Genomic DNA, 20,728 nt, shown 5'->3' with positions numbered 1-20,728 from the left:
CCGGTTCAACTATTGAGCCGGAGGATTAGCGCAACCAGCAAACCAATCAACACACCGCCCATGACCTCACCCATGGTGTGCCCCAAACTTTCCTTTAGCTTCGTGCTTTTAAATTCTTCCAACCCTTCAATATCGATTTTTTTTGAAATAATATTCAAAAACCGGGCATGCTTGCTCGCTTCGTACCTCACCCCCATCGAATCATGTATGGTAATGATCGAGAATGTTACGGCAATGGCGAAAAAATAATTATCGATACCTTCGAAAAAAGCAATTGAACACGTCAACGCAGTTACAACAGCCGTGTGTGAACTTGGCCACCCGCCATTCGACTTTAGTAGTTCAAAGTTCCACCGCCCTTTCATTATCCTGAAAATGATAAGCTTAAGCGCCTGTGCGACAACCATTGCCAATAGCGCTGCCAGTGCAGTTTGAAATGCCGGATTATGGTGCATGAACGTTCCTCCCAAACATTATTAATTGATAATCATTCCATCCGAAGATAGGCATTTCTTTCACTTTTACCGGGCACTGTCAGCACGAAATAATCGGCAACCTTGGGGCCGAAAACTTTTACAAGAGATTTCAGCTATCACCTAAAACGGAACTAGTGTTGCGGTAAGCCTCTAATGACGGAATGTCATTTCGAACTTGTTTCGGAATCTGTTGCTATAAAGTGAGATGCTGAAATAAATTCCGCATAACCTCCGCTATTCTAAGCATAACTCAACACTAGCATCGCCCGGTTTTGACGTTAAAAACGATTGCCCGGGACTGTAACAGCGACTGCCGGCTTTGTGTATAACCAGATGAGAGCGTATCTTTTTGATGCGTTCCACGCTTTTATGTACTTTGATTCGGAGGTTAAAATTATGACGGATAAAGAACTCAACATACGATATTCCGAAATTTGCAATAACCTGGCAGAAAGGAAGATAAAACCAGCTTTCGATCGGCTGGAAACTCTTATTACCGAAAACGGGTTAGGGGTTTTTTACGACGAATGGCGGGACCTGGATCAAACCTATCATTACATGCTTCAATACACCGTTGAAGGGATACAGGATCCGGAAAGGCAAAAAGTGTATCGCCGGTTAATTGTTTCAGCATTTGAACTGGCCGATAAAGTAAACGAAGCCATTCGCTTAAAATATTCATCTTCCCTTGAATACGAAAAGAAAAGAATATTTAAAAATCAGTTTATTCCTGATCTTGAGTCTTTTTTATCCGAAGTGGAGGATTTTTATTTGCGCGATGAGTTGCAATCACCGTCCGGTAACAAAAAAACCATGACCTCCGGATATTTAGCCGAAGCCGTTGATCACCGGGAAAAAATCGTCCGGTTGTTTTATCATGTTTGGTTGCGGGACCAGTTGAACCCCGACGAAATAGTACTGCTCGGAAAGTTTTTTTCAAGCCCGTTAATTCTGGTTGCTTACAAATCGTTTCTTGTTTCGGCTTTAACCTTAAGCCTGCAACGGCACTTCGATGAGGCGAAATTCACCTTGCTGTTCAATGCATTCGAAATGGAAGAAACGGCAATCAATCAGCGGGCTTTGGTCGGCTTGCTCATCAACTTTTATCAATACGACTCCAGGCTGCCATTCTATCCGGAAATTACGGGAAGATTGAAGATATTGAACGAGCATCTGGAATTCAAACGAAACCTGGAACGTATCATTGTCCAGCTGATCAGAAGCAAAGAAACAGAAAAACTCCAGCAACGTATTCGCGATGAACTTATTCCTGAAATGATTAAAATCAGTCCAACCCTGAAGGATAAAATAAACCTCGACAGTTTGATGGAAGAAGGACTTTCGGACGATAAAAATCCGGAATGGCAGGAAATTTTCAAAGATTCGCCGGAGTTGATGGACAAGATGCAGGAATTCTCGGAATTGCAATTGGAGGGAGCTGATGTTTTTATCGGATCGTTCGCTATGCTAAAATCGTTTCCCTTTTTCAATGAAATTGCCAACTGGTTAATCCCCTTTTTTAGCGAAAACCCTGAAATACAAGAGGCTGTTGATCTTTCCGACGAGATAATCCGGAGTTTTGTTGACATGATCAGTAGGGCGCCTATTTTATGCAATTCGGATAAATACTCGTTTTGCCTCAGTATTCAAAGCCTGCCCAAGGAGAACCGCGAATTCCTGACCCGGGGAATGAAAGCCGAGATGGACCAGTTTAATGAAATAGAAAACGAAGAAGAACTGACCGGACCTGGCCGGAAAGCAGAATTTGTCTCTAACCAGTACATTCAGGATTTATATCGTTTTTACAAACTACATCCCCGGAAAAACGACTTCACTGATATTTTTGGCTGGCGTTTCGATTTTCATCATAAAATTGCCCTTGGAGCCATTTTAAAAGAAGATGAAAAGGTGCTCCGGAATATTGCAGAATACTATTTTTCGAAGAATTATTTTGAAGAAGCTGCTGGAATTCTTGCATACCTGTTAACCAACGAAAAGAACGGGGAACTTTATCAGAAAATCGCTTTTTGTTATCAAAAGCTGGGAGATTATAAAAAAGCGTTGGAACTATACCGGCAGGCCGAATTGTACGATTTGAACCGCTTGTGGAATTTGAAAAAAATTGCCCTTTGCTACCGAAACCTCAAACAACCCGACAAGGCGCTGGAGTACTACAAGCATGCCGAACAGCTTAATCCGGATGATTTGAACAACCAGTTGAACGTGGGGCACTGCTTACTCGAACTGGACCAGTTTGACGAAGCGCTGAAATGCTATTTCAAAGTGGAATACCTGGCTCCCGGAAATAAAAAAGTGTGGCGCCCCATTGCCTGGTGTTCGTTTCTGACAGGAAAAAAGGAGCAGGCCGAAAGATATTTTCTGAAGCTCATGGAGGAAGGTCCCAACAAGCACGATCTGATGAACATGGGGCACGTTCAGTGGAGCTTGGGCAACCGAAAAACGGCGCTGGATTATTACAAACAATCCATTTCAACAAACGGTTTCTCTGAAGCCGAATTCATGGATGTTTTCGACGAAGACTTGCCCCAGTTGCTCCAACAGGGCATCGATAAAGACGATGTGCCCATCATGCTCGACCAGCTGAGGTATTTTGTAGAAAAATAAAGGTGATAAACAAACAAATTGACTAATTCAGCGACGCGTCGTTGCACGCTTTAAAAAGTGACAAAGTAAAATCTTGGTTGATAAACATTGAGCCGCGCGGTACTCAGTTAACTTTGATCGCGGAAGTAAGATGCCGTTCAATTAATCAGAGTTTTAATTCCCCTATTCGAAAAACAGTTCTTCCTTGATTTTCTCAATGCGACTGAGCGCATAATCAGCATTTTCAGCCTGTTCGCCCGCTTCTTTTAAATAGGCCCGGTAGTAATTCAGCGCGAGCGTTGAATTGAAATTGAACTCCTCGTAAGTTGTAGCAATTTCGAACAGAACCTCTACTTTATTCGCATCCAGCTCGTAGGCTTTCTTGTAACATTCTATCGATCGTTCGAATTCCCGCATGGCACCATAAACCTGGGCCAGATGATGGTACATCTCCGGATGAAATTCAGGGATGGACATGTAAATGGCAAAATCCAGGTATTCAGATGCTAAATCGTACTCGTTCAATCGTTTATGGCAAACGCCCAGGTAAAAATTCACATAAACATCATTCGGCGCCGCACTGTAACACTTTTCAAGAATTTCGACTGCATCCTCGGTTTGTTTGTTGTGATACAAACAGATTCCGTAATTCAGCAAAACCGGCAAAAGGGTGTCATAGCGGGCCATGTATTTGTGGTATTGCTGCTGGGCAAACTGATAATCTTTATTTTCAAAAAAGGTATTTGCAAGTTTCAAATGCAGGGCCCTGCTGTTCGGGAACTTCTGTTTAGCGCTGAATAAAACCGTTTTAACCCGTGTTTTCTCTTCCGATTTTTCATAAGAAGCAGCAAGATTCAGGTAAGCGCTCAAGTCATCTTCGTTCTGCAACAGATAGTTGTGATACAAATAAATTGCCCTTTTATACTTTTCGGCTTTAAAAGCGGCCAACGCACTGTATTTATTAAACATGACATTGGTTGAATCGACCGATTGTATTTCTTCAAAAGTCTCATAGGCTTCGGAATAATCGTTCAGCCACAAATATGCTTTCCCCAGTTCATATTTTATCAGCAGATCACCCGGATGAATAATTAAGGCATGTTTGAAATCGGCAACTGCTTTTTCATAATTTCCCAAAGATTGGTACATATCGGCTCTGGCAGTACGATAAATAACTTGGGTGGAATCAAAAGAAATAGCATGGTTCAAATCCTTTAATGCCGCCGGGTAATCCATCAATTGCTTGTTTGCAAGGCTTCGTTTGTAATACAACTCCGCCGAAGGATTTTCAGCTAATTTTTCATCAATAACGATAATAGCTTTTTCAAATTCCCGGTTTAGCAGAAGCAAATCAATTTTCTGGCTAAAGCCAGCAAATGAGGGCAACAAGAATAACAGGAGGATTAGTTTTCTGGTCATGGCTTAATTGGTTTTATAGAAATCCGGGACTTCGGCGCCATCCGAAGCCCCGGATAAAAAATTACTACAATGCAAAATTGATCGGTATGGTATAAGAAACGGCCACCGCTTCTCCTCGTTGTTTTCCGGGAGTCCAGGCAGGCATCTCTTTCACCACTTTCAAAGCTTCAGCATCCAGCAACGGATCAACACCACGGACGACCGTTGCCCGCCCTACCGAACCGTCTTTCTCAACCACAAAAGTGACATATACCTTACCGGCAATACCTTTCATCTTAGCTTCGTCCGGATAAGAAATATGATTGGCAATATATTGACGAAAAGCAACTTCGCCTCCTGGAAAATCAGGCATCTCTTCAACAATATTGAAAACTACATCCCCATCTTGCGCCAAAAGCGCCTGAGTTTCCTTTGCAACATCTGTTGCCCCTGCCTTTAGCGTAATTTCAATGACACCATTTTTAACCAACTCGCCATATTTTTGGACCAAGCTCTCAGAACTTTCTTTCATAACATTAACCGATTGTATCCCATTGGGATCCAGTTTTGCCATAGCCTCCCGGTCGGCCATTTCACCATCAATTAAAATCAGCGGTTGTTCGCTCGACGCGGACCGGATTTGAACGCCGTTATTCATCAGCTCACTATCAACAATCGTGTTATCCTTACTTTCACAGGCAAAAGCCAGCAATAATGCGGCAGCCATCGCTCCGCCGATGAAATAACGGAATTTGGACATATTCGAAGATTTAATTTTTGTCATCATGTTTAGTCTTGATTTTATTAAGGATGAATTGAAATTATTGGCTATCGAAAACTGACTGCCAATAAACTGGGTGACGAGAATCTCTTTGTATTGATTGATCGCCACTCCTTTATTTAATACCGCCCGATCGGCCATGTATTCGTGGTTCTCCTTGATTACCCGCCGCAATAGCCAAAAAAACGGGTTAAACCACTGTACAATGCTGATCAGCTCGAGTACTAAAATATCCACCGTGTGCCCTTGGCGGATATGTTCACTTTCGTGTACAAGCATTTTATCCCAAGCGGGATTATTTTCCATGTTCCGGCTCACAAACAAATAGTTAAGAAAAGAATACGGGCTTGAATTATCGTTGATATAAACATAATTGACTCCACTTTTAGGCAACACCTGTGCTTTCCGAATGATCACAACCAGCTGACCAATCCTGAGCAGCACAAAAAGCGCAACCAGAACAGAAATACCCAAATAACCAACCACCAGCAGGTAGCTCGCTGATATCCAACCAGCCAAAGAACCGGAGAAACCAGAGCCGGTTATCGTAATGGCTTCCAACATATTGACAGTGTCAGATGTAGGTACTCCAACTAAATTATCCGGTTCATAAACCCTTAAATGCAGCAGGGGAAGCAGGCTTGAAAAAACGACAGCAAAGAGCAGAAATAAACGGTTGGCCGTGAAAAATGTTTCCTGACGCAGGAACAGAAAATAAATCAGAGAAAACGCACCGAGGCTGATTCCCGATTCCAGGATGTAGTGGATAAAACTATTCATCGCTTCTGTTTTTTTCTTCGTTCAAATCCCGGCCAACTTCTTTCATCAGTACTTCCAGATCGGCCATGCTCATATTGTCTTCGCGCGCAAAAAACGAGACCATTTCCTTGAATGAATTACTGAAATAACCTTTCATAAAGTTTTTCATATACCTCCGGGTATATTCCTTTTTGCTGATAAGCGGAAAGTACCGGTGTGTTTTCCCAAAAGCCTCATAACCTACAAAGCCTTTTTTCTCCAAAATCCGGACAATGGTAGAAACCGTATTATAGGCTGGTTTTGGCTCCGGCATCTGTTCAATCAAGTCTTTTACAAACGCTTTTTCCAGTTTCCAAAGCAATTGCATCACTTGTTCTTCTGCTTTCGTCAGTTCTTTCATAGTCATTAAGTCATTAGCTTTTAGTGCTCAGCAAATTTTTAGCCAAATTTAACTAAACTGATAGTTTTTAAACTATTGTTTTAGTTATAAAATAGAAAAAAATTAATCCAAGGCAAAGTTTACAGGCAAGTTGAAACGTACCTTAACCACTTCACCATTCTCCTTTCCAGGCTTCCAGGTTGGCATTAACCCAACAACACGCAGGGCTTCCTGATCCAACAACGGATCAACCCCTTTTTCAATTTTAATTTGAATAACTTTCCCCGCTTCGTCAACGACAAAAGAAACAAACACCTTACCGGTAATGCTGTCTTTTTTTGCCTCCTCCGGATAGTTCACATTTTCTAACAAAAAACTACGTAAAGTCTCATTTCCACCGGGAAATTCAGGCATCTCGTCAACCACGAAATAGGCACCGCCTTCATCTTTTTTACGCTCCTCCTGTGCTGATGCTGCAACTGGCATCATCAGCACCGCCAAAAATAATAACCAAATCTTTGATTTCATAAGTTGTTTTTTTTGATGAATAAATATAAAAACAAACTTACAACTAATTTTATAGTTTTCAAACTAATTTTATAGTTATAAATGCATTAAATAATTCTGCATGCAGTAATCATGTTATGGCCCAACAATTTGCGCTAAAAAAGTACTTAAACATGTTCACGAATTTTATTTCACAACCTTCTTTTCTCCGTGAATGGTATAAATGTATCCTCCAATGATTGCGGTAGCCGGTGCTACCAAAACTAGCCCAAAGCTCCCAATGATTGTATGCAATATTTCGGCGGCTATATAATTTGTATTAAAGATGCTCACCATGGGGGTTCCTTTTGCCATAAACAGCATAAAGACAAATATAAAACTCCCTGAATAGGCAAACAATAGTGTCGTAGTCATAGTTCCAATTACCGGATAAGCAATACTGAATCCTGATAAAATCAATTCTTTAACACTCAGGTCGGGGCGTTTAATGATCAACTCATTTTGCGATGCTGCAATATCCATGGCCACATCCATCACCGCGCCTGCTGCAGATATAAAGATTGCCGACAAAAAAATATCTGATAATCTCAAATGTAAAAATCCGGCATAAAGTATCGTTTCCGAAAATTCTTGTACGGTTCCAGGTATTTTAAAAAAATATCCAAAAAGTAATGCCAACAGCGAAGTGATCAGAATGCCTACCACGGAACCGGATAAAGCAACCAATCCTTTTCTTGAAAAACCACTGATCAACAAAATAATCACAGTAGTGGACATTGATACAACGATCAAGGAAACAGGAATTGGGGCATAACCTTTAAGAAACAACGGTATCAGGATTTTTCAAAACGTCAAAGCTGTAAAGACAAAAGAGATCAATGCTTTAAATCCAATCCAACCAGCAAACAACACCAAAAACATAGCGAACAAAGCAAAAAGCAATAGTTCCAGATTGATCCGATAAATATCGTCGGCACGGGCTGAAATTATTTTCAAGTTACTCTCATCGAGCATCAAAACGGCCAACACCCGATCGTGAGGTTTAAAAACCTTATCAATCTTCATTTGCCCCATCAATACATTTTGCGCCCGAACTGTATCCCCAATAAAATTACCGGAAAGAATTTTCAATACTAATTCCTGTGTACCAACAGTTACCACACTATATGATTGCAAATCATCATTATCAACCGACAACACTTTTGCTTTTACCCTTTGGGTTGAATTGGTCAGCGAAGGATTCTCAAAGCCGGTGGGTAATAATGCCAATACAAAACAGGCCAAACTGATAGTAATTACAAATAGTTTATTGGCCTTCGTCTTAAAATTCATTTTCATCATGATCTGAGATAAAAAAGCCTGCATGAAATATGGATACATGCAGGCTTTTTCTATTTTTTAAATTCCTAATTATTGGTATTTAGCCACTTCAATTATTTTCTTAGCAATATCAGTATTGTCGTAATAACCGCTAAATTCATATTGTCCCTGTCCCAATGCAAAAACAGGCACGGGGGTTCCGGTATGCTGGAAAGTTGTCCAATCGATTCCTGCCTTGTTGTTTAAAATGTGGGTAACGGTTACTGTAAAAGGATCATATGAACCATAATGAACATATGCCTCATCCGCAGAATATCCATTCTGGCCAGTTATACTTTTCTCGAAAGCGCTTCTTAATAGGCTTTCTTCATATTCAGACAGTCCAAGCCCTTTTGATTCGTCACCCAAGCCAAAAGAAGTTTTCACTTCAGTCATGGCTTGTTCAAAAGTTTTCGTACCTGCTTGTTTCCAGGCTTTTACTTTATTGGTGAAAATGAAATAAGATTCAGTTTGGTGTTTCAATAAGTCGAAAGATGTTTCATAATCAGTTGAAGCAAAACCTAGGGTCAAACCACCACATTCGTGGTCGCCCGTAACAACGATGAGGGTTTCATCCGGATGTTCCTTGTAAAAAGCAAGAGCAACTCCAATGGCTTCATCAAATGCGACCACATCCATAGCGCTTGATACAACATCATTGGCATGACAAGCCCAGTCAATCTTACCCCCTTCAATCATCATGAAGAACCCGTTTTCATTATCAAGCAACTCAATGCCTTTTTCTGTAAAATCGGCCAAGGTTATTTTATCATCTTCGCTTTCCTGAGCATTCAGGTCTATCGCGTAAGGCATTGCACCAGAATCACCGGTATAAGTTTCAAGACTTTTCAAGGTTGCAATTACTCTACCGGAATTGGCATTTAATGCCGTAAAGCCAGCTTTTGTATTTACATACGAATAACCTTGGGCGGTGGCATCCGTAATAAAATTATTCAATGAATAATCTTTATACTTATTGAACCGTACGTTACCACCAGCAAAATAATCGAACCCGCTAGCAATCAAATCCTGGCCAATTTCCTGATAATTGTTACGGTCAGGAGTATGAGCATAAAAACAGGCCGGAGTAGCATGGTCGATACTTACCGAAGAAATGATACCCACTTTCATCCCTTTTGCCTTAGCCATTTCAGCCATGGTTGTAAAATCCTGGGTACGCTCACCATTCATAGCAATAGTATTGATCGTAGTTTTGTATCCAGTTGCAAGAGCTGTTGCAGCTGCAGCAGAACAGGTGATATACCGGTCTTCAGCATGGGTGGTTTGCATACCGGCAACAGGGAATTGGCGAATATTCAGTTTCCCGATACCCACGGTGCTTGAAATGGAAGCCGATTTTAATGTGAAATCCTGATCATTCAAAGCAGCTTCGGTAACATTGATCTGTGGAGTTGACATTCCATCTCCAATAAAGAAGAAGACATACTTTGGAGTTTTGTACTCACTAATCGAGTTGGGTTCCACTTTGCTGTCATCGTCATTATTACACGCCGTGAAAGCGATAGAAAAAATAAACAACACACTCAAAATGCGCAAAAAATTCATTCTTTTCATAGCAAATAATTTTTGGTTTTTTTCTTCTGCAAGTCTAACCCACTACCGTAAATTCAACATTAACACAAGGCTATGATAAAATCAGGTTATCGGCTGAATATGAATTCTTCATAAAACTTATAGAAATCATTTGTTCATTAATGAGCTATGGATATATATTCTGTTTTTTTACAATTTGTTAAAAAACAAATTAAAGTTTGTGCCCTACTCCATAAAAAAAATCAGGGCCCCACTTTCGTGAAACCCTGAAATTGTATAATTACTTTTCTGATTCTTATTTATGAAGCAAGAAAAATTTAAACGCTTCAAATTCCTTGCTCAGCTGAACGGAAAGCTTCTCCCCTTTCATAAATTCAGCTAGTTTTTCGGGCAGCGGAACGTTGCCAACACCAATTATTTTTTCAACCGTTTCGGTGAATTTAGCAGGGTGGGCTGTTTCGAGGAACACGCCAATTTCGCCTTCCTGTAAATCCTCGGTCAAGGCCTTATAACCGGTTGCCCCATGCGGATCGGTAAGGTAACCAACCTGTTGATAAACCGATTTCACCACCTCCCGAATTTCGTCATCCGAATAACGGAAACCTTTTATATCTGCTTTAATGCGCTTGTATGAATGGTCATACAAATCAAGGATTCGCGCAAAGTTACTTGGATCGCCCACATCCATCGCATTGGCAATGGTAGCTACCGACGTACGTGGCTCGTACTTCCCGGTTTGCAGATAGTTATACACAATGTCGTTTTCGTTGTTGGCCGCAATAAACCGTTTGACGGGTAGTCCCATTTTTTTTGCAAACAGACCTGCAGTAAGGTTGCCAAAGTTTCCGCTGGGAACCGAAAACACCACTTCACCGGTAATCCCCTGTTCCCTCAAACAGGCGTAAGCATTGAAATAATAAAATGCCTGCGGGAGAAAACGGGCCACATTGATGGAATTGGCCGAAGTCAGGGTCAACGCATTTTTCAGGTCGCTGTCGAGGAAGGCCGTTTTCACCAAACGCTGGCAATCGTCAAATGTACCGTCAATTTCAATGGCAGTGATGTTTTGCCCCAGGGTGGCGAACTGCTTCTCCTGGATTTCGCTCACCAGTCCTTTCGGGTACAGCACGTACACATGAATTCCGGGAACCCCCAGAAATCCGTTGGCTACGGCACTCCCGGTATCACCGGAGGTAGCCACCAACACACTCACGTGTTCGGTATTCCCCTGCAAAAAATAACCTAGCAAACGGGCCATGAAACGTCCGCCCACATCTTTAAATGCCAGCGTTGGACCGTGCCAAAGCTCCAGCGAATAAATGTTACCGGAGACATGCTCCACCGGACAGTCGAAATTAAGCGTATCGTAAACAATGGCTTTTAGTTCAGCTTCAGGAATGTCCTCGCCAAAAAACTTTTTGGCTACTTCAAAAGAAATTTCCTGAAACGACATGTTGTGGATATTTTCGAAAAAGCTGGCAGGAAGCGCTTCGATTCGCTCCGGCATAAACAAGCCTTTATCGTCGGCCAGACCCTTGGTAACCGCTTCTTTCAGCGTCACTTCAGGAACCGATTTGTTGGTACTGTAGTATTTCATATCTCAAGTTTCAAATTCCAAGTTCCGAGTTTCAAATTACAGGTTGTCCATTGTCCAAGTTCAAATGACAACAAATGACTATTAATAACCAACTTTCCCAATCAATCCTCCAGCAAGGCTTTGATGAAATCGGCGCCGTGAATTAGGCCATAACTTCCTTTTTGCACGGTAAATTCATCGTAAGCTTCAACACCGTCAGGCTCTGCTCCGGGTTTATAAATGATGAACGGTACCGGGTCTTTGGTATGGACGGTTGTTGCACAAGGCGTTGGATGATCAGGCAATACCGCAATGGTGACAGGTTCATCCATTTTCGCTGTCTCTTCCACCAGGTATTTCACCACGCGCTGATCGAGGTATTCAATCGTTTTGGTTTTCAGCTCCACATTTCCTTCGTGCCCGGCTTCATCGCTGGCCTCGATGTGCAGGTAAATCAGATCGTGATTTTTTAGCGCATCCATAGTAGCCTTTGCTTTACCTTCGTAGTTGGTATCGTACAAACCGGTAGCACCATCCACTTTTATGACATCCATGCCGGCATACACACCGATTCCCTGAATGAGATCAACAGCCGAAATTACGGCTGATTTTTCAATGCCGTACATTTCTTTGAGCGTGGGCATTTGTGGCTTATAACCCGGCGACCACGGCCAAATGCTGTTGGCCAAATCTTTCCCGGCAGCCTTTCGCTTTTGATTGACCGGATGCTCCGGCAACAATTCCATCGACTTTGCAATCAGCTCATTCAGCAAATCGGCTGTGTCCTCTGCTTCAGCCTCTTTGGCTTTCACCAGATAATTTTTGTATGGTTTGCCAGGAACATCGTGTGGTGGCGTGCAGGCCAGTTGTTTTTTGCCACCTTTCACCACCAACAAGTGCCGGTACGAAACTCCTTTATGAAAGACAACTCTTTCCGAGCCCAGCTTTTCATTCAGAAAATCAATAAGCTCATGCGCTTCCTCGTTGGAGATATGCCCGGCTGAGTGGTTCTTGATATTTTCGCCATCGATGCAAATCAGGTTGCAACGCAGGGCCAAATCGCCTTCTTCCAGTTTTACGCCCATGCTGGCTGCTTCGAGGGTTCCGCGTCCTTCAAAAACTGCGGACACATCGTAGCCCAACACCGACATGTTGGCAATTTCGCTGCCCGGGTGCATACTTGCCGGAACGGTTACCAGTTGTCCACACCGGCCCAGCTTTGCCAACCGGTCAATCTCCGGAATATTGGCCATTTGCAAAGGGGTTTTTCCGCCGTAATTTTCCAATGGCTCGTCAGCCATGCCGTCCCCTAAAACGATAATATATTTCATAAATTTCTATCTAAAAAATAGTCTTGAGTAGCGAGTCACGAGTCGTGAACCTAAAATAGGTCTTCTCACCTACTCTTAATTTATTACTGTTACACATTTGATACGCGGATGATGTCGGCAAAAACGCCGGCTGCCGTTACAGCAGCACCTGCCCCGTAACCTTTGATGATCATCGGGAATTCGTGGTAACGCTCCGTTGTGAACATCACCAGGTTATTGCTTCCCTGCAAATCAAAGAAAGGGTGCCCCTGGGTAATTTCCTGTAAGCCTACCTCGGCTCTTCCATCCTCATATTTGGCCACAAAACGCCAGCATTTGTTTTGCGATTCCAGCACTTTTCGCCGGGCTTCAAAATCAGCATCCAACTGCGGAATGCCTGCCCAAAAATCATCCATGCTGCCGGCAAAAAATTCATCCGGTACAAATTTATTGATGGCAACATCTTCCTTTTCAATTTTATACCCCGATTCCCTAACGAGGATCAGCAATTTACGCATCACGTCAATCCCGCTTAAATCGATACGCGGATCCGGCTCGGAATAGCCTTGCTCCTTGGCCATCTTAATCGTCTGGCTAAACGGGACATCAGCCGAAATGGTATTGAAAATGAAGTTCAGCGTACCCGAAAGTACCGCTTCTATTTTCTGTATTTTATCGCCCGCGTTGACTAAGTCATTCAAGGTGTTGATAATGGGCAAACCGGCGCCCACATTGGTTTCGAACAAAAACTTAACGCCTTTACGTTTGGCAATTTTTTTCAGCATCAGGTAGTTTTCGTATTCAGAGGACGCAGCCACTTTATTGGCCGTCACGATAGACACGTTGGCATTCAGCAAATCGGCATACAAATCGGCTGCCGCTGTTGCCGCCGTGCAATCCACGAAAACCGAGTTGAAGATATTCATATCGATCACCGCCTGCTTGTACAAATGAAGGCTGGAATGCTGCCCTTCGTGTTCCAGTTTGTCTTTGAAGCCCTCAATGTCAATACCTTCGCGGTTGAGCAACATTTTCCGGGAATTGGCAACACCTACCAGCTTTATTTTCAGATGCTTCTCTTTTAACAACTTTTCTTGCTGGTGCTGAATTTGGTTCAGCAAATTTCCGCCAACCAAACCAATTCCCAACAGAAAAACGTTAACTTCCACGTTTTCAGAAAGAAAAAACGATTCGTGCACCACATTGAGCGTTTTACGTAAATCGCTGTTTTTTACTACCCACGAAATATTAAGTTCAGAAGCACCCTGTGCAATCGCAATGATGTTAATCCCGTTTTTCCCAATTGTGTTGAACAATTTGCCGGCAATGCCCGTGGAGTGTTTCATGTTCTCACCCACGATGGCCACGATCGACAGGTCGCTTTCCATTTCAACCTTGTTGATTTTTCCAACAGCAATTTCGCGCTCAAATTCTTGGCGAATGGCAGCTTCCGCCAGCTCCGCTTTAGTAGTATCAATGGCCACAGAAATTGAATTTTCCGATGAAGCCTGCGAAATCAGGATCACATTGATATTTTCTTTGGCCAGCGCTCCAAACAAGCGCATAGAAATTCCAGTCACACCAACCATCCCCAGCCCCTGAACAGTCATCAAGGTGATATTGGAGATGGACGATATCCCCTTGATAGGCAAATCTTTGCCGTTTTTGCGGCTTTCGGTAATCAGCGTTCCCTCAGCCTCGGGTCGCAGGGTATTTTTAATCCAGGTTGGGATGCCCTTCTTGTAAACCGGCAAAATGGTTGGCGGGTAAATTACCTTTGCTCCAAAATGTGACAATTCCATGGCTTCGGCATAACTCAGCGACTTGATCACATATGCTTTGCTGATGACGCGCGGGTCGGCCGTCATGAAGCCATCCACATCGGTCCAGATTTCCAGGACCGATGCATTCAGGGCCGCCGCGAAAATAGCGGCTGTATAATCCGATCCGCCACGGCCCAAGGTGGTGTAATCGCCCTCGCGGTTACTGGATACAAAGCCCGGGGCAACACAGATTCCGGTAAACCCATTGAATTTTTCACGGATCAGCGGCATCGTTACATGAAAATCAACCTGGGCTTTTCCGAAAGCACTGTCCGTTTTTATCAATCGGGAAGAGTCAACCCATTGAGCGCCTTCAATAAACTCACTAATAATCAAGGAAGAAAGTCGTTCGCCAAAACCACCGATTTTATCGAGTGTTTTTGGGGTAAGCTCTCCAATCATGGATACACCCTGAATTACCTTTTCCAGTTCATCCAGTAGTTTGCTAACCCGATCTTTCACCTCTTCTTTCTTCTCCCCTTCAAAAAGCGATTCGACAACCTCCTCGTGCCTTCCCCTGATACCCGTGATTTCCGTGTTGAAGTATTCCGTACCCAGTACGGCCATTTTCGAGGCGTTCAGTATCTTGTCAGTAATTCCGCCCAACGCAGAAACAACCACGATCACATCGTCGCTCTGACTTTTCACAATTTCTTTCACCCTTCGGATGTTTTCAGCACTTCCAACGGAAGTACCTCCAAATTTCAACACTTTCATTTGTAACCGTTAAATAGTTGGTATTCAATTAAAAATTGCACAGGCACTGGAAACACATCCTTCATTTGCCTTTGCTGATAAACTTTTGGGGAAACTATTTCTTTTCAAAACAAAAGATGAAACAATTTTCCGCTTGATCTTTCATATTTATAAGCCTTCGCCTCCCGTTGCTTTCAAAATCGCCAAAAATACAACCAAAATCCTTTAAATCGTAGCAATTAAAACAGAAACTTTCAACTCAGGCCTGTATTCTATCCGGCATGAATAAAATTTCTTTTTTATGCCCAGCCAAACCCACGAAGCTAAAACAGGTATGTACAAAAAAAATCTGGGTGAAGCAGCATTGCCCCACCCAGACGTCACTGCATACTATATCTTCTATACCACAGCGGCCGTTGTCGTGGTTACAGCTTCAAAGATTTTTGTTTCAATTTCTTGCGACAATTCCTGGTTGTCACGCAAAATGGTGCGAACTGCTTCGCGTCCCTGCCCCAGTTTGGTTTCGCCATAGCTGAACCACGAACCGCTTTTTTTGATGATGTTGTAATTTACGCCCAAGTCGATAATTTCGCCGGTTTTGGAAATACCTTCGCCGTACATAATGTCGAATTCAGCTTTACGGAACGGAGGGGCCACTTTATTCTTCACCACCTTCACGCGAACGTTGTTCCCCTGAATTTCTTCGCCGTCCTTAATCTGACCAATACGCCGGATATCCAAGCGAACAGAGGCATAAAATTTAAGTGCATTACCACCGGTTGTTGTTTCGGGATTCCCGAACATGACACCGATTTTTTCGCGCAACTGGTTGATGAAAATACAGCAGGTTTTTGTTTTGTTGATGTTGGCAGTCAATTTTCGCAACGCCTGCGACATCAAACGAGCCTGCAAGCCCATTTTGGAATCGCCCATTTCGCCTTCAATTTCAGCTTTTGGGGTCAGCGCGGCCACCGAGTCAATCACCACAATGTCAACCGCTCCCGAACGGATCAGATTATCAGCAATTTCCAAGGCCTGCTCACCGTTATCGGGCTGGGCAATCAACAGTTCGTCGGTATCAACACCCAGCTTTTTGGCGTAAAACGGATCGAAAGCGTGTTCGGCATCAATAATGGCCGCGATGCCACCAGCCTTTTGCGCTTCGGCAATGGCATGAATGGCCAGGGTTGTTTTTCCTGATGACTCCGGCCCGTAAATCTCAATAATACGGCCTTTGGGATAACCGCCAACCCCCAGGGCAATATCCAACCCGATAGACCCGGAGGAAATAGCAGGAACATCCTCCACTGCGCGGTCGCCCATTTTCATGATAGCGCCCTTACCGTAACTTTTTTCGATCTTATCCATGGTCAGCTGAAGCGCTTTCAGCTTTTCCTTATTTACGTTGTTTTGTTCTTCTTTTGCCATGTTTAATTCAAATCTAATGCTTTGATAATTTGGTTTGTATGATCTTTGGTCTGGACCTTTTCAAATACTTCGTCAATAACTCCCTCTTCATTAATAACATAGGTACTGCGTAAAACACCCATATATTTTTTGCCATACATGCTTTTTTCGCCCCATGCGCCGTATGCCTCCAGGATTTCATGTTCTGTATCGGCAATCAGGTTGAATTTAAATCCGTATTTATCGGCAAATCTTTTGTGCGATGCAACACTGTCCGGACTCACGCCAACCACTTCGTAACCTTTGGCCAACCAGACATCGTAATTGTCACTTAAATTACATGACTCAGCAGTACATCCGGGGGTGTTATCCTTGGGGTAAAAATATAAAATTAACTTCTTCCCTTTAAAATCGCCCAGGGAAATTGTATCACCATTTTGATTTACCCCTTTAAATTCAGGAGCTTGGTCGCCTTTGTTGAGCAAAGCCATAATTATTTTTGTTTAATTAGACAAATATACTTGAATTAGCCATGATAACAAACGTCGCTCCAGCTAAAAATAATTCACAAATCTCACCAGGATCATTTTAACCAACAAAAGGGTGACTAATCATAAATACAACAAAAAATCCCCGGTTCTGTCCCAATACCGGCCTGGTTATTGTTACATTAATTGCCTTTTGCACCGACCGGCAAGACCAAATCCATTCAACTATTTTTGTATTTTTATATCGACAAAAACCGAAATGAACGATGTTACTACAAATAAAGCAATACCTGAAAACAAGTTTACTTGTCTTAATGTTTAGCCTAGTCATAACTGTTTCGGGAAACATAGTTTTTGCGCAAACCGATCCGGAAATGCAGGCCAAACAACTTTTCAATGAAGGTGATTACGAAAAAGCACTTCCTGTTTTTAGAGACCTGGCCCGATTATACCCGGATGATGAGGAGCTGAACTTTTACCTGGGTGCGAGTTTGGCTGAAACCGAGGAATTCACAAAATCAACTTATTCATCGTTGCGAACAGCTTCAGCAAAATTTCCGAAGGCTTATTATTATCTGGGACAATATTTTCAAGCCACTTCGGACTGGGAAAATGCAGAAAAAAGCTACCAGCAGTTTATCAGCACAGCCAAAAAGAAAGAAGTGGGCAACACCCGGGCCAAAGAACTTCTGGATATGTGCAAGAACAAAATTAATCCTTTTAAAACACCAGCAATAGCAATTGCACTGCCTGACACCATTCAAGCTACCGATCCGGTCACACAAATTATTGAAGAAACCCCGAAGCCAGAATTAGCTATTGAAATACCTCAATTACTTGAAGATACGGTGATCTCATTTCAAGTTAATTCGCAAATCAAGTACTTAAAGGTTGACCAATTTAAAAATGAATCGTCCAGACAGGCATTTATTAAAGGTTGGCTGATTGAGCAGGACCTGCAAGCAAAACTGGAACAAATTGGCCAATTGCGCCAAGCCTATGAAAGCTCCCACGATTCGGTAAAAACTGATTTGGCCGGACAAATATTAACGCTCGAACAAGACACCTACCAACTAAACCAGCAGGCCAGGAATGCATATTTGGAAGCCAATGAGAAAGAGGCGAACTACTGGGGCCAGGCCAGCGAATCAGAAATTAATAACTTCCGCGAAACGATCCAACGCATGCAGGACAGTATCCGGGAAGCAGCGACAGCTAAAAAACTAGCCGCTACACCAACCGCACCACTGGTAATCCTGACCGACACAGCGGTTGTTCAACCAGCCTCAGAAATGACCCCGTCAGCCGATGTGGTCGTTTATAAAATACAAATTGGCGCCTACAGCAAAACCCCGCCCGATTGGGTACAACGCCAATTCAAAAAGCTGTCGGTCATCCGCCGCATCGACCAATATACCGATAACAAAGGCGTTACGGTTTATACCGTCGGAGAACTAAAAAACTATCAGGATGCCTTGCAGATGCAAAAACAAGTGAAGCTGGAAGGAATTCAGGACGCCATTATTGCAGCCTATAAAAACAATGAACGTATAAGTGTAAGCGAAGCCAGAAAAATAACCGAACAATGAAAAAAGAGAACTTAAAAAACAAAACCTCACAGGACGAGGACATCGGTTCAAAAAATGACCGGTTGCTTGTCCTTCATAATGATGACCATCATTCATTCGACTATGTCATTGAGGCCTTGATGAATATCTGCGATCACGAGCCGGAACAAGCCGTTCAATGTACCTTGCTGACACATTACAAGGGGAAATGTGATATAAAAAAGGGAAGTTTTAATTACCTTAGTCCAATGAAAAAAGCTCTGGTTGATAAAGAGCTGAAAGCAACCATCGATTAACCGATAAAACATGACCATTCTGATTATCCTATTCCTGATTTTCCTGGGAATCCTGCTGCTCTTGCTCGAGTTTGCCGTTATCCCGGGCGTTACCATTGCCGGTATTGGCGGGGTCGTTATGCTTGGGGTCAGTGTTTACCTGGCCTTCAACACGTATGGAGTTGTGGCCGGTATTGTTACCCTGGCCTTTGTTTTGATAGCCTCCCCATTGCTGGTATTTCGTTTTTTTAAAAGCCGTAGCGGTAAAAAAATGGTGCTAGACTCCGAAATCACCGGAAAAGTTGACCAGGTTGACATTAACCTCGTGCACCCCGGCGACGAAGGAATAACGATAGGCCGGTTGGCACCCATGGGAAAAGTACGCATCAACAATCAAACCATGGAGGGAAAATCCATCAGTGGGTTTATCGACCAACAAGTAAAAATCAGAGTAATTGAAGTACTGAAAACACAAGTTATTGTCGAACCAATAAATCACGAATAATGGAATACGTAGGACCTTTTGGATTAATTTTTGGGATTTTTATCCTGCTCGTTATCATTTTATATTTTATACCGATTGGGCTGTGGTTTTCGGCCCTGGTTTCGGGAGTAAAAATTTCGCTTTTGCAGCTCTTCCTGATGCGCTTCCGCAAAGTACCGCCATCAGTTATTGTGCGCGCGTTAATTGAAGGAACTAAAGCCGGGATCAAACTGGACCGTGACAAACTGGAGGCCCACTATTTGGCCGGTGGAAAAATTGACATGGTCGTCCACGCACTGGTGTCGGCCGAAAAAGCCAATATCGACCTGAGTTTCAATATGGCCACAGCGATCGACCTGGCAGGGCGCGATGTGTTTGAAGCCGTTCAGATGTCGGTAAACCCCAAGGTAATTGACACGCCTCCCGTTGCTGCCGTTGCCAAGGATGGTATTCAGCTGATTGCCAAGGCCCGCGTAACGGTCCGTGCCAACATCAAGCAATTGGTTGGTGGCGCCGGCGAAGAAACTATATTAGCGCGCGTTGGCGAAGGGATCGTTTCATCTATCGGTTCCTCCCACACACACAAGTCGGTGTTGGAAAATCCGGATTCTATTTCCAAACTGGTATTGAACAAAGGGCTGGACGCGGGAACTGCATTCGAAATCCTGTCGATTGATATTGCTGATATTGATATCGGCAAAAACATTGGCGCCGGTTTGCAAATTGACCAAGCCGATGCCGATAAAAACATTGCACAAGCCAAAGCTGAAGAACGCCGAGCTATGGCCGTAGCCCTTGAACAGGAAATGAAAGCCAAAGCACAGGAAGCCCGAGCCAAAGTAATTGAAGCGGAAGCGCAAATACCGCTAGCCATTTCAGAAGCATTCCGTAGCGGAAACCTGGGGATCATGGATTACATGAAGTACAAAAACATCATTGCCGATACCCAAATGCGCGAATCCATTGCGGGCGAAGAGCAAAACAAGAAAAACGAGTAACCGGCTGATAATCTTGTTGATAGAATCAACCCAACAAGCATCAACAGATAAAGCACATTAAAACAAGTAGTTACAATAAAATAAAGCCCGGCTGGAAACATCCGGGCTTTATTTATAAAATTCAGGTATTATAAAAAATGCTGCGCAACATATGTTTTAACATTCACTTAACACAAAACTGTGTTTTTCAGCATATCTTTGTCGTAGATTTTATTTCATAAGTTTAGGTTTGATTAGTTTTATTGGTTTAGTTAGGTTTGAAAAGGGTAGATAGAGATCTACTCTT

The 20,728-nt window shown here is 43.0% G+C and carries 18 protein-coding genes; 5 read left to right on the top strand and 13 right to left on the bottom strand.

The genetic code is table 11. The features are described from left to right. Window positions 1–5: 5 nt before the first annotated feature. On the bottom strand, window positions 6–470 hold the full coding sequence (locus N2K84_RS12445) for a divergent PAP2 family protein (RefSeq protein ID WP_282592147.1): 465 nt from the start codon (window positions 468–470) through the stop codon (window positions 6–8). 402 nt (window positions 471–872) lie between these two features. Here N2K84_RS12445 and N2K84_RS12440 point away from each other — a divergent pair, with 402 nt between their 5' ends. Next, a complete protein-coding gene (locus N2K84_RS12440; RefSeq protein ID WP_282592146.1) occupies window positions 873–3,101 on the top strand; it encodes a tetratricopeptide repeat protein in 2,229 nt (742 codons plus the stop codon). 162 nt (window positions 3,102–3,263) lie between these two features. Here the strand turns inward: N2K84_RS12440 and N2K84_RS12435 are convergent, their stop codons facing one another. The 12 genes from N2K84_RS12435 to bcp form a co-directional block, all read right to left on the bottom strand. Then, window positions 3,264–4,499 carry a tetratricopeptide repeat protein gene (locus N2K84_RS12435; RefSeq protein ID WP_282592145.1) on the bottom strand — a complete coding sequence of 412 codons (1,236 nt, stop codon included), beginning with the start codon at window positions 4,497–4,499 and terminating at the stop codon, window positions 3,264–3,266. 64 nt (window positions 4,500–4,563) lie between these two features. Beyond that, the gene (locus N2K84_RS12430; protein WP_282592144.1) at window positions 4,564–6,039 is read right to left on the bottom strand and encodes a TonB family protein; all 1,476 of its coding nucleotides are present in this window, start codon (window positions 6,037–6,039) and stop codon (window positions 4,564–4,566) included. Beyond that, a complete protein-coding gene (locus N2K84_RS12425; protein ID WP_282592143.1) occupies window positions 6,032–6,424 on the bottom strand; it encodes a BlaI/MecI/CopY family transcriptional regulator in 393 nt (130 codons plus the stop codon). Before N2K84_RS12425 ends, N2K84_RS12430 begins: the two co-directional genes overlap by 8 nt. 96 nt (window positions 6,425–6,520) lie before the next feature. Beyond that, window positions 6,521–6,925, bottom strand: a complete 405-nt coding sequence (locus N2K84_RS12420) for an energy transducer TonB (protein WP_282592142.1) — start codon at window positions 6,923–6,925, stop codon at window positions 6,521–6,523. Window positions 6,926–7,090: 165 nt separating this feature from the next. Then, on the bottom strand, window positions 7,091–7,732 hold the full coding sequence (locus N2K84_RS12415) for a YibE/F family protein (RefSeq protein WP_282592141.1): 642 nt from the start codon (window positions 7,730–7,732) through the stop codon (window positions 7,091–7,093). A 15-nt stretch (window positions 7,733–7,747) separates the two neighbouring features. Next, a complete protein-coding gene (locus N2K84_RS12410) occupies window positions 7,748–8,236 on the bottom strand; it encodes a hypothetical protein (protein ID WP_282592140.1) in 489 nt (162 codons plus the stop codon). A gap of 78 nt (window positions 8,237–8,314) precedes the next feature. Next, on the bottom strand, window positions 8,315–9,838 hold the full coding sequence (locus N2K84_RS12405) for an alkaline phosphatase (RefSeq protein WP_282592139.1): 1,524 nt from the start codon (window positions 9,836–9,838) through the stop codon (window positions 8,315–8,317). Between the two features lie 274 nt (window positions 9,839–10,112). Next, window positions 10,113–11,414: a threonine synthase gene (thrC, locus tag N2K84_RS12400; protein ID WP_282592138.1), complete on the bottom strand. Its 1,302-nt coding sequence runs from the start codon at window positions 11,412–11,414 to the stop codon at window positions 10,113–10,115. 101 nt (window positions 11,415–11,515) lie between these two features. Then, a complete protein-coding gene (locus N2K84_RS12395) occupies window positions 11,516–12,724 on the bottom strand; it encodes a cofactor-independent phosphoglycerate mutase (RefSeq protein WP_282592137.1) in 1,209 nt (402 codons plus the stop codon). Between the two features lie 89 nt (window positions 12,725–12,813). After that, a complete protein-coding gene (gene thrA / locus N2K84_RS12390; protein ID WP_282592136.1) occupies window positions 12,814–15,243 on the bottom strand; it encodes a bifunctional aspartate kinase/homoserine dehydrogenase I in 2,430 nt (809 codons plus the stop codon). A 378-nt stretch (window positions 15,244–15,621) separates the two neighbouring features. Next, window positions 15,622–16,650, bottom strand: coding sequence for a recombinase RecA (recA, locus tag N2K84_RS12385; protein ID WP_282592135.1), 1,029 nt, complete (start codon window positions 16,648–16,650; stop codon window positions 15,622–15,624). Window positions 16,651–16,652: 2 nt separating this feature from the next. After that, window positions 16,653–17,120, bottom strand: coding sequence for a thioredoxin-dependent thiol peroxidase (gene bcp, locus N2K84_RS12380; protein ID WP_282592134.1), 468 nt, complete (start codon window positions 17,118–17,120; stop codon window positions 16,653–16,655). 263 nt (window positions 17,121–17,383) lie between these two features. Here bcp and N2K84_RS12375 point away from each other — a divergent pair, with 263 nt between their 5' ends. From N2K84_RS12375 to floA, 4 genes are read left to right on the top strand one after another with little or no spacing between them, the layout of a single operon-like run. After that, the gene (locus N2K84_RS12375) at window positions 17,384–18,706 is read left to right on the top strand and encodes an SPOR domain-containing protein (protein WP_282592133.1); all 1,323 of its coding nucleotides are present in this window, start codon (window positions 17,384–17,386) and stop codon (window positions 18,704–18,706) included. Next, window positions 18,703–18,981, top strand: a complete 279-nt coding sequence (locus N2K84_RS12370) for an ATP-dependent Clp protease adaptor ClpS (protein ID WP_282592132.1) — start codon at window positions 18,703–18,705, stop codon at window positions 18,979–18,981. The genes N2K84_RS12375 and N2K84_RS12370 overlap by 4 nt, the downstream gene beginning before the upstream one ends. Before the next feature lie 10 nt (window positions 18,982–18,991). Continuing rightward, entirely contained in the window at window positions 18,992–19,465 is a 474-nt protein-coding gene (locus N2K84_RS12365) for an NfeD family protein (RefSeq protein WP_282592131.1), read from the top strand. Beyond that, a complete protein-coding gene (floA, locus tag N2K84_RS12360; protein WP_282592130.1) occupies window positions 19,465–20,442 on the top strand; it encodes a flotillin-like protein FloA in 978 nt (325 codons plus the stop codon). Before N2K84_RS12365 ends, floA begins: the two co-directional genes overlap by 1 nt. The last annotated feature ends 286 nt before the right edge of the window (window positions 20,443–20,728 follow it).

This window comes from Gaoshiqia sediminis (genome assembly GCF_025907915.1).
Taxonomy (GTDB): Bacteria; Bacteroidota; Bacteroidia; order Bacteroidales; family Prolixibacteraceae; genus Gaoshiqia; species Gaoshiqia sediminis.
Note: the sequence above shows the minus strand (reverse complement) of the source record. Positions and strands in the feature narration are given on the sequence as shown.

What these genes read in the sequence shown, in the direction of transcription:
- N2K84_RS12440 (WP_282592146.1), top strand. Translation starts at nt 873, where the DNA reads ATGACGGATAAAGAACTCAACATACGATATTCCGAAATTTGCAATAAC.
- N2K84_RS12435 (WP_282592145.1), bottom strand. Translation starts at nt 4,499, where the DNA reads ATGACCAGAAAACTAATCCTCCTGTTATTCTTGTTGCCCTCATTTGCT.
- N2K84_RS12430 (WP_282592144.1), bottom strand. Translation starts at nt 6,039, where the DNA reads ATGAATAGTTTTATCCACTACATCCTGGAATCGGGAATCAGCCTCGGT.
- N2K84_RS12425 (WP_282592143.1), bottom strand. Translation starts at nt 6,424, where the DNA reads ATGACTATGAAAGAACTGACGAAAGCAGAAGAACAAGTGATGCAATTG.
- N2K84_RS12420 (WP_282592142.1), bottom strand. Translation starts at nt 6,925, where the DNA reads ATGAAATCAAAGATTTGGTTATTATTTTTGGCGGTGCTGATGATGCCA.
- N2K84_RS12410 (WP_282592140.1), bottom strand. Translation starts at nt 8,236, where the DNA reads ATGAATTTTAAGACGAAGGCCAATAAACTATTTGTAATTACTATCAGT.
- N2K84_RS12405 (WP_282592139.1), bottom strand. Translation starts at nt 9,838, where the DNA reads ATGAAAAGAATGAATTTTTTGCGCATTTTGAGTGTGTTGTTTATTTTT.
- thrC (WP_282592138.1), bottom strand. Translation starts at nt 11,414, where the DNA reads ATGAAATACTACAGTACCAACAAATCGGTTCCTGAAGTGACGCTGAAA.
- N2K84_RS12395 (WP_282592137.1), bottom strand. Translation starts at nt 12,724, where the DNA reads ATGAAATATATTATCGTTTTAGGGGACGGCATGGCTGACGAGCCATTG.
- thrA (WP_282592136.1), bottom strand. Translation starts at nt 15,243, where the DNA reads ATGAAAGTGTTGAAATTTGGAGGTACTTCCGTTGGAAGTGCTGAAAAC.
- recA (WP_282592135.1), bottom strand. Translation starts at nt 16,650, where the DNA reads ATGGCAAAAGAAGAACAAAACAACGTAAATAAGGAAAAGCTGAAAGCG.
- bcp (WP_282592134.1), bottom strand. Translation starts at nt 17,120, where the DNA reads ATGGCTTTGCTCAACAAAGGCGACCAAGCTCCTGAATTTAAAGGGGTA.
- N2K84_RS12375 (WP_282592133.1), top strand. Translation starts at nt 17,384, where the DNA reads ATGTTACTACAAATAAAGCAATACCTGAAAACAAGTTTACTTGTCTTA.
- N2K84_RS12370 (WP_282592132.1), top strand. Translation starts at nt 18,703, where the DNA reads ATGAAAAAAGAGAACTTAAAAAACAAAACCTCACAGGACGAGGACATC.
- N2K84_RS12365 (WP_282592131.1), top strand. Translation starts at nt 18,992, where the DNA reads ATGACCATTCTGATTATCCTATTCCTGATTTTCCTGGGAATCCTGCTG.
- floA (WP_282592130.1), top strand. Translation starts at nt 19,465, where the DNA reads ATGGAATACGTAGGACCTTTTGGATTAATTTTTGGGATTTTTATCCTG.